We start from the raw sequence: 13,339 nt of genomic DNA on the forward strand, positions 1-13,339 counted from the left end.
TGCGCCGAGCGGTCGAGGATCGACACGATCACGCAGGTCGCGAGCGCCAGCGGCAGCGTGATCAGGGTCGGCGGGTCGAGCGGGAAGATCGGCTGGGCGAAGCCCAGCACCTTCAGCCAGACCGGCGGCCCGAGGATAGTCAAGACCAGCGCGCTGACGAGCCCGACGCTGCCGCCGACCACGGCGCCGCGGGTGGTAAAGTCCTTCCAGTACATGGCCAGGATCAGCACCGGGAAGTTCGAGCTTGCGCTGATCGAGAAGGCCAGCCCGACCATGTAGGCGATGTTCTGTTTCTCGAAGGCGATGCCGAGCAGCACCGCCGCGATGCCGACACCGAGGGTGGCGTACTTGGCAACCCTGACCTCGTCGGCGTCACTCGCCGAGCCGCGCTTGAGCACGTTGGCGTAGAGGTCGTGCGAGACCGCCGAGGAGGCCGCGAGCGTCAGCCCCGACACCACGGCCAGGATGGTGGCGAAGCCGATGGCGGAGTTCAGCCCGAGCAGGACGTTGCCACCGAGCGCGTGCGAGAGGTGGATCGCCACCATGTTGCCGCCGCCAATCGGGGCGCCGTTGGCCCCGAGATAGGCGGGCGTCGAGCCGACGATCGCAAGCCCGCCGAAGCCGATGACGAAGATCAGCGAGAAGAAGTAGGCGACGATCGTGCAACCCCAGAAGGTCGAGGTGCGGGCTGCACGCGCGTCCGGCACGGTGAACACCCGCATCAAGAGATGCGGCAGCCCCGCCGCCCCGACGAACAGCGCGAGCGCGAGCGACACCGTCGACCAGGGTGAGGCGGCAAAGGTCGATGGTTGCAGGATGGCGCTATGCTTGGCGTGGACCTCGACCGCCTGGGCGATGATGCGCTCGTAGCTGAAGCCGAAATGGGCCAGCACGAGCAGCGCCGTGAAGGTGGCCGCGCACAGGAGCAGGATTGCCTTGATGATCTGCACCCAGGTCGTTGCCACCATGCCGCCGAACATCACGTAGCAGATCATCAGGGCGCCAACGCCGAGCACCGCGTATAGATAAGGCAGACCGAACAGGAGCTGAATCAGCTGACCCGCGCCGACGAGCTGCGCGATCAGGTAGAAGGCCACGATCGAGAGCGAGGACAGCGCGGCCAGGGTCCGCACCGGACGCGGCGCCAGCCGGAACGCGATAACATCTGAGAAGGTATATTTGCCGAGCCGGCGCAGTTGGTCGGCGAAGAAGAAGACGATCAGCGGATAGCCCAGCGTGTAGCCGACCGCATAGACGAGGCCGTCGAACCCAGTACCGAAAATGAGGCCGGACAGGCCTAAGAACGCCCCGGCCGAGATCAGGTCGCCCGCGAGCGCGAACCCGTTCTGCGTACTCGAGATCTGGCCACTCGCGGCGTAGTAGTCGGCGGCCGAGCGCGTTCGGCCCGCCGCCCAGTAGGTTATGGCGAGCGTGAGCGCGACGAAGAAGACGAAAAAGGTGATTGCCGTGACGTTGAACCCGGCCGCGGGTGGGGCGACGGGCGTCTGGGCCAAAGCCGCACCACCGCCGCCGCTGAGGAGCCACACGAAGGTCGCCAGGAGGCGGGTCATCGCTTGTCCTCCGCCGCGTTCGCAATCAGCACGTGCAGGCCCGTGCATAGGACGGAGGTCCAGATCAGACCGATCGCATAGAGGAACCACAGGCTTACCGTGCCGCCCGCGATAACCGGGCTCGCCAGTAGGCCCGGCGCGAATGCGGCAAGCCCCATGAAAAGAAAGAACAGGAACCCGAGAAAGGTGAGCAAAACCACGCCCGCTTGGTAGGGGTTCACCCGCACGGCACGCGCTCCCAACTTGATTCTTGGGAGCCTAGCCGCCGGTGTGCGCCCAGTCCATCCGGATCCCGAAGAGATCGACAGCAACCGATGCCGACACTTCGGTCAATGCGATACAAGATTCGTCAGCCGATGAGTGCGCCGCGCGTTGCCAGCCCTCTCGTAGGCCCGTAAGCCCGAGTATCCCGCTCGCCTCGTGAGGTGCTCATGTACCGTCTGATCAGCGCGACCCCGAGCCCCTACGCCCGCAAGGTGCGAATCCAGCTCGCTGAGAAGTGCATCCCATTCGAGCTGATTACGGAAGTGCCGTGGAACCGCGACACCGAGACGCCGAAGTACAATCCGCTTGAGAAGCTGCCGGTGCTGATCTGCGACGACGGCGAGAGCGTCTACGAGTCCCGTTTCATCAACGAGTGGGTGGAGTTTAAGCACCCGACGCCTGCGCTGATGCCGAAGGATCCGGATGCTGTCCTTCTCACCAAACGCTTCGAGATCTTGGCCGACGGCATCTGCGACGCCTGCGTGCTGGTCTTCTGGGAACGCGCGCGGGCCGAGACCGCGCAGAGCCGGGAATGGACCGCGCGTCAGCTCCGCAAAGCGGCGGGCGGCCTGCGCGAGATCTCCCGAATGCTCGGCGACCACGAGTACTGCGTCGGGGACCGTCTGACGCTCGCCGACATCGCGGTTGGCAGCTGCATCGGCTGGCTCAACGTGCGCATGCCGGAGAACACGTGGCGCGAGGACCATCCGAACCTCGCCGCTCTGCAGGATCGGCTCGAGTCGAGGCCCTCTTTCCAGGCCACGGTGCCGTATGCGCAGGTCATCAGCGATCCGGTGGTTTGATCTTTCGACCGACGGGAGATCCGCTGAGGATATTGGGCGACGTTGTCTAAACAATTGTGTTGACTTGACCATGCTGGAACGCTCGACGGATTGTATATGCCGCAGGAGCGCCGTAGTTGAGGCTTCTCTTCATGATCTATCTTTGTCGTGTGCGGCAAAGATAGATCATTAATTATTAATCTATAGCATTGTTTTGCGGAAAGATGCATCCCGCGACAAATATTTATTTTTGTGCCTGACAAATCAGCACTAAGATATAATAAAATTCTAAATTTTAATTGCCGTGATGAATCGAATTAGTTTTGATCACTTGATTCGATGGCGGAATGATGCTCCTGATCGAGGATCCAGGCATGGAACCTGCGGATCTTGACCGATCCCATGTCCCGCTCGCGATAGCAGAGGAAGTGCAGGTCCCTGTAGATGCTCCTGAGGCTGCCGTCGCCAAAGCGGACGAGTTGCCCGGCGGCCAACTCGTCGCGCGCGAACCGCAGGCTCTCTAAGGCCACGCCGAGCCCCTGGACGGCGGCGGAGATGATCAGCGAGCCGCGATCGAAGGCTGGCCCCGCCTGCGTCGTCGGCGCGGGCAATCCGTTCAGCGTGAACCAGTCCGCCCAGCGCACCGGGCTGAAGGACGAGTCCAACCACGTAAGGCGCTTGATCGCACCCGCCTCGATCGCCGTCGCACTCCGCGCAAGTTCCGGCGTGCACAGAGCCGCGATCTCCTCGGGCCCGAGGGACTCCACACGCAACCCGGACCCGCCCGGCGGCCGGCCGTAGGCGATCAGCACGTCGATCTCGGCGTGCCGACCCAGATCGAGCGGCTCGGCGCCGGACGAGACGCGGATGCCGATGCCGGGATTGGCATCGACGAAGCTCGGCAGGCGCGGGCTGAGCCACTTGGCGGCGAAGCTAGGGGTGCAGTGCACGGCAAGCGATGGGGCGGGCGACGGCTTCAGCTCGGCGCACGCCGCCTCGATCGCGTCGAAGGCGCCTGACAGCCCCGAGAGTAGCCGCTCGCCATCCGCAGTCAGGGTTGCCTGCCGGTTCGCGCGCCGGAACAGGGCGCGCCCGAAATGTTGCTCCAGGGCGCGGACCTGATGGCTGACGGCCGACGGGGTCAGGTGCAGCTCCTCGCTCGCCCGCGCGAAGCTACCAAGGCGGGCGGCGGCCTCGAAGGCGCGAAGGGAGGGGAAGCTTGGGATCCGGCGCATGCGCGATCCGTGAATGCCATTCACCGATCCGTGAAATCTCGTCGTTTGTCAAACGGACCCCGCGCGATGCAAGGGTGGATCATCAACGCGACAAGGCCGACGGGATTGGGCGGCTACTTCCTGGCCGCGCGGCTCGCGATCGGCAGCCACCTCGCGCCGACGATGCCCGAGCGCCTCGTCGACCGATGACCCTTTCTGACTCTTCAAACCGAGAGAAGATGAACCATGCTCGATGACGATCATCACGGCCACAGCGACGTCGCCATCGACCTGCCCAATGACTCGGCCGGCCGCAAGCGCACCTCGATCTACCAGCCCGAGCAGGCCGGTCTGATCTTCCCCGAGATCCCGACCTTCAAGAACCACGCTGAGGAACGCGAGTATCGCAAGCAGCACCTCGTGGCCGCCTGCCGGGCCTTCGCGATGCACGGCTTCGACTACGGCTTCGCCGGGCACCTGACGGTTCGGGATCCCGAGCACCCGGAGCTGTACTGGACCAACCCGATGTGCGTGCACTTCTCGCAGGTGCGCATGTCGAACCTGATCCTCGCCGACCACGATGGCCGGGTGGTCGAGGGCAAGTACGCGATCAACCGGGCCGGTTTCGTCCTGCACGGTGCCGTGCACGAGGAGTTCCCGGAGGTGATGGCGATGTGCCATGCTCACACCACCTACGGCACCGCTTGGTGCACCACAGGCCGCGAGCTCGACATGATCTCGCAGGACGCGGCGGCATTCTACAAGAGCCACGCGGTGATCGGCGCCTCCGCGGGCGCGGTCGCAGTCGAGAAGAACAGTGGCCTCTCGGTCGCCCAGCAGATCGGGCGCAACCGCGGCGTGCTGCACCAGAATCACGGTCTGCTGACCTGCTCGCACCACAGCATCGACGACGCGGCGTTCTGGTTCATCGCGCTCGAGCGGGCCTGCCAGCAGCAGCTCCTTGTCGAGGCCACTGGGATCAAGCCGCAGACGGTGTCCGAGAAGACAGCCCGCTACAGCCGCGAGCACGTCGGCAGCGACTATATCGGCTGGCTGCACTTCCAGACGTTGTACAGCCACATCGCCGCGACCCAGCCCGATATGTTTGCATAGGGAGTGCTACCGAAGCGAACGGTCGGTTCGGCAAACGACGCTTCGGCATGACTGTCGGCGGGATAGTCCCCGATCGCAGATGTGGTAGGGGTCGGTCGTTGTGTTGATATGGTTCGACCCCAATGACATCGATCCTTGCATTGGAGGTCAACGTGATCGCATCGAGCCGACCAGCGTGTGCGTCACATGGCGGTCGAACGCTGGAGACGTACCGCGATGACTTGATCTGGCCGTAAGCGAAATGGCCGCTTTGAAGGAACTGGGACTAGGAACCGGACATCAAGCTGTTGGCTGTTTTGAACCGCCCCTTCGAATCCAATCATCTCGACCTCGGCTGCAGCCATGTAGTGAGATGCGTGCCTCGGTATCGCGCGCCTGAGCTCTTAAGGGGGTCCCTTGATCGAGCAACCTGCCCGGTGAGGACGAGCGTGTCCTCCCCTCGTTGTACCGCTCCTCGTGCCGCGAGCGTGTACCGCCATCATGCCAACAGCCGTTCGCCCCTCCGGCCTAACCCGAGCCGCGCTGCTCGCCACCGTACTCTGCGGCCTCGCCTCCGCCGCGGACGCCCACCCTCACGTGTGGGTCGCGGCGCGCAGCAAGATCGTGTTCGACCACGACCACAAGCTCTCCGCCATCCGACAGACCTGGACCTTCGACCCGGAATACTCCGCCTTCGCCGTCCTCGGGCTCGACTCCCACCGCGACCACAAGCCGGACGCTGACAGGCTGGCCGAGCTGGCGCGCATCAACCTCGCCTCCCTCGCGGAGTGGAATTGGTTCACCGCGCTGAAGGTGAACGGTGCCAAGGCGGTCTTTGCACCGCCTGTCGAACCGAACCAGACCTACGCGGACGGTCGCCTGACCCTGAGCTTCCTGCTGCCGCTGAAGGCACCGGTGGCGGTCAAGGTGATGGTGTTGGAGACCGACGACCCCAGCTTCTTCGTGGCCTTCAACCTCGCCGACGGTCCGGACGCCGTCCGCCTGATAGACGCGCCCCCGAGCTGCGCCCCCAGGATGTCCGCGTAGCCGTCGTTGTAGAGGAATATGCGGCTCGGTCCCCACATGACGCACATGGGGTGCAGCGATGCGAGCATCAGGTCGACCGTGGTGCGCAGGACCGCCGGCCACGCTTCGCGCCCGCCCAAACGGGTGGATGCCCAATCGTGGCGGCGGAAAAGGTCCGCCATCCGAAGTGAGCCGGTCCGCCCGCCAAGCGTGCCGAGCCTGGCGTGCAGGGTCATGTCTCGTCTCGCCAAACACCCTATTCGGCGAGCCCCCCGCCAGCGTCGTAGTCTAGACGCTACCGGGAGCGGCAGGAAGGTAGACACACTGACCTCTTCGTGAAGGCCCCCCGACACACGAGAGAAAGCTGGGTTGACCGGAGGCAGCGTGATCAGCCGGGCGCTGCCAAAGGAGGGTTGTGCTTCCGGCATCGCCTCGCTCGTGCAGGCGTGGCGCCAGGCCACTGGGCGCGGCGCCCTTCGCGACCCCATATTTAGGATACGAGTGAAACGACTATCGAGGAGTTGCGATGAGAACCGAAAGGGCCGTGCTGGCCGGTGGGTGCTTCTGGGGCATGCAGGACCTGATCCGGCGCCAGGAGGGCGTGGTCTCGACCCGCGTCGGCTACACCGGCGGCGACGTGCCGAACGCGACCTACCGAAACCACGGAACCCATGCGGAGGCCATCGAGATCGTCTACGACCCGGCCCGGACGAGTTTCAGGCGCATGCTGGAGTTCTTCTTCCAGATCCACGACCCGACGACGCCGAACCGGCAGGGCAACGACCGGGGCCTGAGCTACCGCTCCGCCATCTTCTACGCCGATGACGACCAACGCCGCGTGGCGGAAGAGACCATCGCCGATGTCGACACCTCCGGTCTCTGGCCGGGCAGGGTCATGACGGAGGTAGCCCCGGCCGGGCCGTTCTGGGAGGCCGAGCCGGAGCATCAGGATTACCTGGAGCGTATCCCCAATGGGTACACCTGCCACTTCATCAGGCCGAACTGGGTGCTGCCCTCGCGCGCTCACGCGACGCAGGACGCGTAAGCCCGCCCGGGCCGGGACGCCGGAATGGCCGGCGTCTCAGGTTCCCATGGTCATCACGGAACCACCGTCGACCAGCAGGTACTCGCCGGTGATGAAGCTGGCGCGTTCGGAGCAGAGGAACGTCACGGCCGCCGCGACTTCCTCCACCTTGCCACGGCGCTTGGCGACGATGCCGGGACGCTCCTCGTCGAGCGTCAGCTTGATCGCCTCGTCGAAGGAGATGCCCTTCTCCTTCGATTTCTTCTCCATCTGAGCGTCGGTCATCGGCGTGGCGATGAAGGCCGGGCCGACCGCGTTCACGAGCACGCCGTCCGGGCCGTAGGCCTTCGACAGTCCCTTCGCGAGGTTCAGGACGCCGGCTTTCGCGGCCGCGTATGGCAGTTCCTCGATGTAGGGCTGCACCGCGTCCTCCGAGGAGAACAGCACGACCCGGCCCCAACCCGCCTTGCGCATGTGCGGGATGAAGGCCCTGGTCGCGCGCACGCCGGCCATGAGGTTGGTCTGGATCGCCTCGATCCAGTCCTCGTCCGTGAGTTCGAGGAAGTCGCCGGACGCGCCGGTGATGCCTGCGGCGGAGACCAGGATGGTGGGCTTGTCGTCGAAAGCCATGTTGGCGAAGGCGGCGAGCACCTCGATGCCCTTGGCCGTGCTCAGGTCCGCCTCCACGGCACGGACCTGGCCCAGGGACGACAGCTCCGCGGCGGTGGCCTGCAACTCGGGGCCTTCCTTATCGGTTAGGACGACGTGGACGCCCTCGCGCAGAAGATGCTCGGCGGTCGAGCGACCCATGCCCGACTTGGCCCCTGTGACGACGGCCACCCGTCCGCTGATGCCGAGATCCATCTGTACCGCTCCGCCATCGTTCGAGGGGACCGCCTCGGGTCACGACGAGAGCGGCGGTTGAGAAGTCCGCCTCGCGACGGGAGTTCCTTGCTCGCCCGTCATCGGCCCCCGGTGATGCAAGCTCGTCATTTGCGAGCTTCGTATAGGCCGCCACCTTCACCCGCCCCGGCGGCGGCACGAGCGACCGGCGTGAGCCTGGACGGCCGGGGTCTCAGAACCGAGCGTCTCCCCCTCCGACGAAGGGAACCTCCCCAGCCCTCCACAATTGCCGCCTCGGCATAACGGAGCAAAGCATGGCCACGAGCAGCACCCCGCGTACCCACCAGACCCGCAACGACACCAATTCAAACGCCAAGAGGGTGTCCATCGAGGCCCTGAACGCACGGTTGGCCGACGGCATCGACCTCGCGCTCGCGATCAAGCAGGCCCACTGGAACCTCAAGGGCCCGCAGTTCATCGGCATCCACCTGATGCTGGACGGTTTCCGCGCCGAGATCAGCGACCTCAACGACAAGGTGGCCGAGCGGGCGGTGCAGCTCGGCGGCACGGCCCTGGGGACGGCGCAGGTCGTGGCGGGGTCGTCCAAGCTGCCCGCCTACCCGACGGGCATCTACGCCATCGCCGACCATATCGCCGCGCTGATCGACAGCTACGCCGCCTACGCCAACGCCGTGCGCGAGAACATCGACGAGACGGACGAGGCGGGCGACCCCGGTACGGCCGACCTGTTCACCGAGGTCTCCCGCGCCGTCGACAAGCAGCTTTGGTTCCTCGAAGCCCACGTCCAGGAGCCGACGGGCCAGATGCGCGACGGCGACGCTCGCAACTGAGGAACGCCCCACCCCTCCGTTTCCGATCCAACGGAGGGGCGGTCAGGAGCGAGGAAGCTCCATCGTCATGTCGGCCGAGGCTGCTCGGCCGAAATCAGGCACACCGACGGCGATAGGGCGCGCTGCCGACCGGCGGCGGATCTCCCCTAGCTGAGCTTCGGCTGCCCGTTCGAGGCCGAGGCGCCGCCGTCCACCGGCAGGTTCACCCCGGTGACGAAGCGTGCGTCCTCGCTCGCCAGGAAGGCGATGACCCCGCTGATGTCGTCTGGCTGTGCGCCGCGACCCATCGGGATGCGTTCGTTGAACTTGGCCACGAGCTCGGGCTGGTCCTGCATGCCGGCGGTGAACGGCGTGTAGACCAGCGTCGGGTTGACCGCGTTCACCCGGACGCCGTGGGCCGCCTCGTCCATCGCAACCGCGCGGGTGAAGTTCGTCACCGCACCCTTGGCGGCGCAGTAGAAGCTGTGGTTCCAGTCGCCGCCGAGCCCCGACACGGACGAGACGTTGACGATGCATCCGCGGCTCTCGCGCAGGTGCGGCACGGCAAACCGCGTCATGTAGAAGACGCCGTACAGGTCGGTCTCGATGATCGTCGAGAAGTCCCCGATCTCGCCTTCGTCGACACGACCGAGGTGGTCCTTTCCGGCATTGTTGACGAGGATGTCGAGGCGGCCGAAGCGCTCGATTGCGGCCGCGACGACTTCCCGGCACCGGTCGGCGTTCGAGAGGTCGGCGACCTGGGCGAGCGTCCTGTCCGCCCCGATCCCGGCGGCGACCCGGTCGAGGCCCTCGCCGTTCATGTCGGCGAGGACGAGGTTCGCCCCCTCCTCGCCGAAGCGGCGTGCGGCGGCCTCGCCGATGCCGGACGCGGCACCCGTGACCAGGACGACCTTGTTCGAGAAACGTGACATCGCGATTCCTGAATTTGGACGCCGGGCAACCCGCCCGACGCCGTGATGAAGGGCGGCCTCAGGCGCTGCGAGCCTGGTCCGGATGGCGGCCCTCGGCGAACTCCTCGACGATCTTGGCGCAAAAGGCCGGCAGGTCCTTCGGGTTGCGGCTGGTGACAAGGCCCTTGTCGACCACCACCTCCTCATCGACCCATTCCCCGCCCGCGTTGCGGATGTCGGTCTTCACCGTCGGGAACGAGGTCAGCTTGCGCCCCTTCACGACGTCGGCTTCCACCAGCGTCCAGGGCCCGTGGCAGATGACGCCGACCGGCTTGGCCTGTTGGAAGAAGTCCCGCACGAACTTGACCACGGCCTCGCTGCCCCGGAGCTTGTCGGCCCCCACGCTGCCGCCGGGGATGACGAGACCGTCAAAGTCGGAAGCCGACACGTCGTCGATGGCCTTGTCGACCAGGTACCTGCCGGCGGGGTCGAGGTCGTTGTTAACCGTCTCGGCCTCGCCCGCCTCAAGCCCGATCACCGTGACGGTCGCGCCGGCCGCGAGCAGCGCCTCGCGGGGCTTCGTGAACTCAGGCTCCTCCGTCCCCCGGGGGGCGATCAGGATAGCGATGGTCTTGCCCTGAAGGGTCATGGGTCATTCCTCTCTGCGTGATGTGGGAAGGGATGGGCTCAGGCCGGGATGCTCTCGGGCGAGGCGGTGTTCTCGGCGGTCACGCCGTTCTCCCGGTGGCGGAAGTCGCTCAGCGCCCGGTAGACCTGGAGCCGCGCCCGCATGATCGAACCGAGCGGCCGGTGCGCCGCGAGGCTGTGCGCGGGGCGGAAGGTCATCACCTCGTCGAAGTAGCGGACCCGCTCGGGGGAATAGGCGTCCTGCCGGGGTAGGCGGAGCGTCGCCACCGTGCGGTACGGGCTGATCGCGACCGGCCAGTCGACCGAGGCATCCTCGATGGGCTGGCGCTCGGCATCCGCCCAGAGCTGCGCCTTGAGCTCGAACACCACGTCGTCGTCCCGGAAGAACGCGACCGTGGCATGCCGGAAGCCATCCTCGTCCACGTGCGGGTCGAGGCGCCATTCGGCGAGGTCCCGCTGGGCCTGCGTCGCGGGCACCGCCCCGAGCTTGGCGACGTAGTCGCCGAAGCGCATCGGGGCCTGGCTGAAGTAGCTGTCGGCGAGCGGATGGCTGTAGGGATGGCCGAAGAAGTCCGCCATGGCGCTCTCGGTGCCGAAGGCGTGGAGCACCTTGTTGAGGGTGCGGGCGCCGGCCGAGACCGCGCTCTTCACGCCCTCCAGCATGCCGGTCGACTTGCCGATCACCGTGCCGTCCCTCAAGAAGCCCGCCGCCGTGCCCGACGGGAAGGTCGTGCCGGTGGCGAGCACGAAGTCCTGGGTGTCGACATCGTGCCCGGGGAGCTTATCGCCGGGCACGCCGAACACCTTGATCGACATGCCCCGGTGGGTCGATACCCGGTCGCCCAGGGTCTCGCCGGGCCCCTGCGCGAAGCGCACGGCGACGGGGTGCGTGCCAGGCTTGGCGAACAGGCCTTGCGCGAGTTCCGGGGGCAGGTTCTCCGAAACGACCAGCTCCCCGACGACGCAAGCCGAACTCTTGGCGTGGCTCGCGCGGACCGCGTGGTGCTCGCGCTTCTCGACCGTTTGCGACTGCTGGGTCATCCCCTGGATGATGCCGTCGATGGTCTCCTGTTCATCCGGCGCGGGCCGCTCGATGTCGGGAGCGTAGCGAAGGCTGGACATGGCGGTCTCTCCGTTGCGGCCCGGCCGCGGGAAGAGCCGAACGCATGACGTTCCTGGCCCGACCTCAGGCCGTGGGACTGCAAGTCCGCGAGGATGCCCCCCACGGCTGGCAACCCGGCAACGCGACATTCCCGATATCGTTCACGGGCGATTGAGTGGCCCGCAATCCGGAACGTCGCCCGTTCCGCCCGGTTCTGTCCGGAGCCGAACGAAGGAGGCCCGACCTTGCACGCACCTGTCCGCTACAGCCCCGACGTCGAGAACGTGATGCCTGACGAGGGCGAGACCATCGCCGGGCTGAACGAGACCTTCGACACGATCCTTGAGAGGGTCGCGAAGGACTCCGGGCACGCGGTGCGCTCGGTGCACGCCAAGGCTCACGGCATCCTGGAAGGGACCCTGACTGTGGAAGCGGGCCTTCCGCCCGAGCTCGCCCAGGGCCTGTTCGCGACGCCTGGCGAGCACAAGGTCTTCATGCGCCTGTCCACCAATGCGGGCGACATCCTGCCGGACGCCGTCTCGCTGCCGCGTGGCCTGGCCTTGAAGGTCCTCGACGTGCCGGGCGAACGCCTGCCGGACGCCGAGGGCACGACCCAGAACTTCATCATGGTCAACGGGCCCGTCTTCCAGGCCCCGAACGCGAGAATGTTCCTGGGCAGCCTGAAGCTGCTCGCTGGCACCACGGACCGGGCCGAGGGACTGAAGGTCTTCGCCTCGACGGTGCTGAGAGGGGTCAACAAGGCGCTGCAGGCGGTCGGGGTCGAGAGCCCGACCATCGGCTCGCTCGGCGGCGCGCCGAACGTCGACCCGCTCGGCGAGACCTATTACAGCGTCACGCCGTTCCGGTACGGCGACTACATCGCCAAGTTCTCCATCGTACCGGTTTCGCCGGGCTTGACCGACCTGACCGGCAACGAGATTGACGCTTCCGGTCGCCCGAACGCCATCCGCGAGACGGTGCGGTCCGAGATGCGTGGCGTCGAGGGCGTGTGGGAGTTCCAGGTGCAGCTCTGCCGCGACCTCGAACGCCAGCCGGTCGAGGATCCCACGGTGGAATGGAAGGAAGACGAGGCACCCTTCCGTAAGGTCGCGACGATCCGGGTCCACCCACAGGACAGTTGGGAGCCCGGGCGTGTCGACGCCGTCGACGAACGCATGCGGTTCAGCGTCTGGACCGGGCTGGAAGCCCACAGGCCGCTGGGCAACATCAACCGCGCTCGCAACGCGCCCTACAAGCACTCCGCGGAATTCCGGCAGCGGTTCAACGGCTGCCCGATCCACGAGCCCACGGGGCGTTGAGCTCGCCCTGAGGAGCATGCAGGAAGGCGCCTGGGGCAAGTCGCTCTTCGTCAACCTTCCCGGATGCCATTGTCGATCCGCGCCAGGAGGTCGAACGAACTCGATGGAAGCGAACAAGGACTTGGTCCGCCATTACTTCATGGCATTCAGGGACCGCGACGCGGCGTGGTGGGAACGCTTCATCGCCCCCGATTTCATCCGCCACGACCCCGGCCTCGACTTCGAGGTCCGGGGGCCGGCGGGCGTCGCCAGGCTCGGCGAGGTGCTGCACGGGGCCTTCTCGGACATCGAGATGCACGTCGCCGAGGTCATCGCGGAGGGCGACAGCGTGCTGGCGCGGCTGCGCTTCACCGGCCGCCACACCGGCGATTTCCAGGGCAAGGCGGCCACGGGCAACACGGTCGACATCGCCGTCATGGATTACTTCCGGGTCTCGGACGGGCGGCTTGCCGAGCACTGGGCGCTCATGGACAACCTGACCCTGCTCAAGCAGATCGGCGCCGTCGAGACCTAATGCGCCGCCGCCTACGATGATAATGTCAAACTCGCTTGCCATTAGGCTGTACGTGAGGCCGACGATTGGGTGCCACAAGCACCAAGGCTCGCGGGGAGCGGCATCGTTCGAGGTGGCTCAGCGCTACTTGGACTTTGTCGGCTGAGCTGCAGTGTCCGCTTCGGAGAAGGCACCGGAGTTGGCTGAATGGCCGAGATAG

At 66.3% G+C, this 13,339-nt stretch carries 15 protein-coding genes; 8 read left to right on the top strand and 7 right to left on the bottom strand.

From position 1 onward, the window contains the following. Both Q8W71_RS26295 and Q8W71_RS26300 read right to left on the bottom strand, forming a co-directional pair. The coding region (locus Q8W71_RS26295) for a sodium:solute symporter family transporter (RefSeq protein WP_305528369.1) at window positions 1-1,571 on the bottom strand (1,571 nt) is incomplete at its 3' end. Then, on the bottom strand, window positions 1,568-1,798 hold the full coding sequence (locus Q8W71_RS26300) for a DUF485 domain-containing protein (RefSeq protein ID WP_305528370.1): 231 nt from the start codon (window positions 1,796-1,798) through the stop codon (window positions 1,568-1,570). The genes Q8W71_RS26300 and Q8W71_RS26295, both read right to left, overlap by 4 nt. A 204-nt stretch (window positions 1,799-2,002) precedes the next feature. Here Q8W71_RS26300 and Q8W71_RS26305 point away from each other — a divergent pair, with 204 nt between their 5' ends. Further along, window positions 2,003-2,638 carry a glutathione S-transferase C-terminal domain-containing protein gene (locus Q8W71_RS26305; RefSeq protein WP_305528371.1) on the top strand — a complete coding sequence of 212 codons (636 nt, stop codon included), beginning with the start codon at window positions 2,003-2,005 and terminating at the stop codon, window positions 2,636-2,638. A 296-nt stretch (window positions 2,639-2,934) separates the two neighbouring features. Here the strand turns inward: Q8W71_RS26305 and Q8W71_RS26310 are convergent, their stop codons facing one another. Continuing rightward, window positions 2,935-3,852: a LysR substrate-binding domain-containing protein gene (locus Q8W71_RS26310; protein ID WP_305528372.1), complete on the bottom strand. Its 918-nt coding sequence runs from the start codon at window positions 3,850-3,852 to the stop codon at window positions 2,935-2,937. Between the two features lie 66 nt (window positions 3,853-3,918). Between Q8W71_RS26310 and Q8W71_RS26315 the strand changes: the two genes are divergently transcribed. The 4 genes from Q8W71_RS26315 to msrA all read left to right on the top strand — a co-directional run bounded on the left by Q8W71_RS26315 (window position 3,919) and on the right by msrA (window position 6,994). After that, window positions 3,919-4,041, top strand: coding sequence for a hypothetical protein (locus Q8W71_RS26315; RefSeq protein WP_305528373.1), 123 nt, complete (start codon window positions 3,919-3,921; stop codon window positions 4,039-4,041). A 36-nt stretch (window positions 4,042-4,077) separates the two neighbouring features. After that, window positions 4,078-4,944 (top strand): class II aldolase/adducin family protein, encoded by an 867-nt coding sequence (locus tag Q8W71_RS26320; protein ID WP_305528374.1) that lies wholly within the window; start codon window positions 4,078-4,080, stop codon window positions 4,942-4,944. Between the two features lie 480 nt (window positions 4,945-5,424). Beyond that, on the top strand, window positions 5,425-5,970 hold the full coding sequence (locus tag Q8W71_RS26325) for a DUF1007 family protein (protein ID WP_305528375.1): 546 nt from the start codon (window positions 5,425-5,427) through the stop codon (window positions 5,968-5,970). A gap of 505 nt (window positions 5,971-6,475) precedes the next feature. Then, window positions 6,476-6,994: a peptide-methionine (S)-S-oxide reductase MsrA gene (gene msrA / locus Q8W71_RS26330; RefSeq protein WP_305528376.1), complete on the top strand. Its 519-nt coding sequence runs from the start codon at window positions 6,476-6,478 to the stop codon at window positions 6,992-6,994. A gap of 36 nt (window positions 6,995-7,030) precedes the next feature. On the opposite strand, the gene Q8W71_RS26335 is transcribed toward msrA, so the two are convergent. Then, entirely contained in the window at window positions 7,031-7,837 is an 807-nt protein-coding gene (locus tag Q8W71_RS26335) for an SDR family NAD(P)-dependent oxidoreductase (RefSeq protein WP_305528377.1), read from the bottom strand. Between the two features lie 293 nt (window positions 7,838-8,130). Here Q8W71_RS26335 and dps point away from each other — a divergent pair, with 293 nt between their 5' ends. After that, window positions 8,131-8,667 carry a DNA starvation/stationary phase protection protein Dps gene (dps, locus tag Q8W71_RS26340; RefSeq protein WP_100253897.1) on the top strand — a complete coding sequence of 179 codons (537 nt, stop codon included), beginning with the start codon at window positions 8,131-8,133 and terminating at the stop codon, window positions 8,665-8,667. A gap of 146 nt (window positions 8,668-8,813) precedes the next feature. Here the strand turns inward: dps and budC are convergent, their stop codons facing one another. From budC to Q8W71_RS26355, 3 genes are read right to left on the bottom strand one after another with little or no spacing between them, the layout of a single operon-like run. Then, a complete protein-coding gene (gene budC, locus Q8W71_RS26345; RefSeq protein WP_305528378.1) occupies window positions 8,814-9,578 on the bottom strand; it encodes a meso-2,3-butanediol dehydrogenase in 765 nt (254 codons plus the stop codon). A 58-nt stretch (window positions 9,579-9,636) separates the two neighbouring features. Then, on the bottom strand, window positions 9,637-10,206 hold the full coding sequence (locus Q8W71_RS26350) for a type 1 glutamine amidotransferase domain-containing protein (RefSeq protein WP_305528379.1): 570 nt from the start codon (window positions 10,204-10,206) through the stop codon (window positions 9,637-9,639). 38 nt (window positions 10,207-10,244) lie between these two features. Further along, window positions 10,245-11,327, bottom strand: a complete 1,083-nt coding sequence (locus Q8W71_RS26355; protein ID WP_305528380.1) for a catalase family protein — start codon at window positions 11,325-11,327, stop codon at window positions 10,245-10,247. Window positions 11,328-11,552: 225 nt separating this feature from the next. Between Q8W71_RS26355 and Q8W71_RS26360 the strand changes: the two genes are divergently transcribed. Further along, a complete protein-coding gene (locus Q8W71_RS26360; RefSeq protein WP_305528381.1) occupies window positions 11,553-12,626 on the top strand; it encodes a catalase family protein in 1,074 nt (357 codons plus the stop codon). 103 nt (window positions 12,627-12,729) lie between these two features. Beyond that, window positions 12,730-13,140 (top strand): ester cyclase, encoded by a 411-nt coding sequence (locus Q8W71_RS26365; RefSeq protein ID WP_305528382.1) that lies wholly within the window; start codon window positions 12,730-12,732, stop codon window positions 13,138-13,140. The last annotated feature ends 199 nt before the right edge of the window (window positions 13,141-13,339 follow it).

Source organism: Methylobacterium amylolyticum (genome assembly GCF_030700245.1).
Classification (GTDB): Bacteria; Pseudomonadota; Alphaproteobacteria; order Rhizobiales; family Beijerinckiaceae; genus Methylobacterium.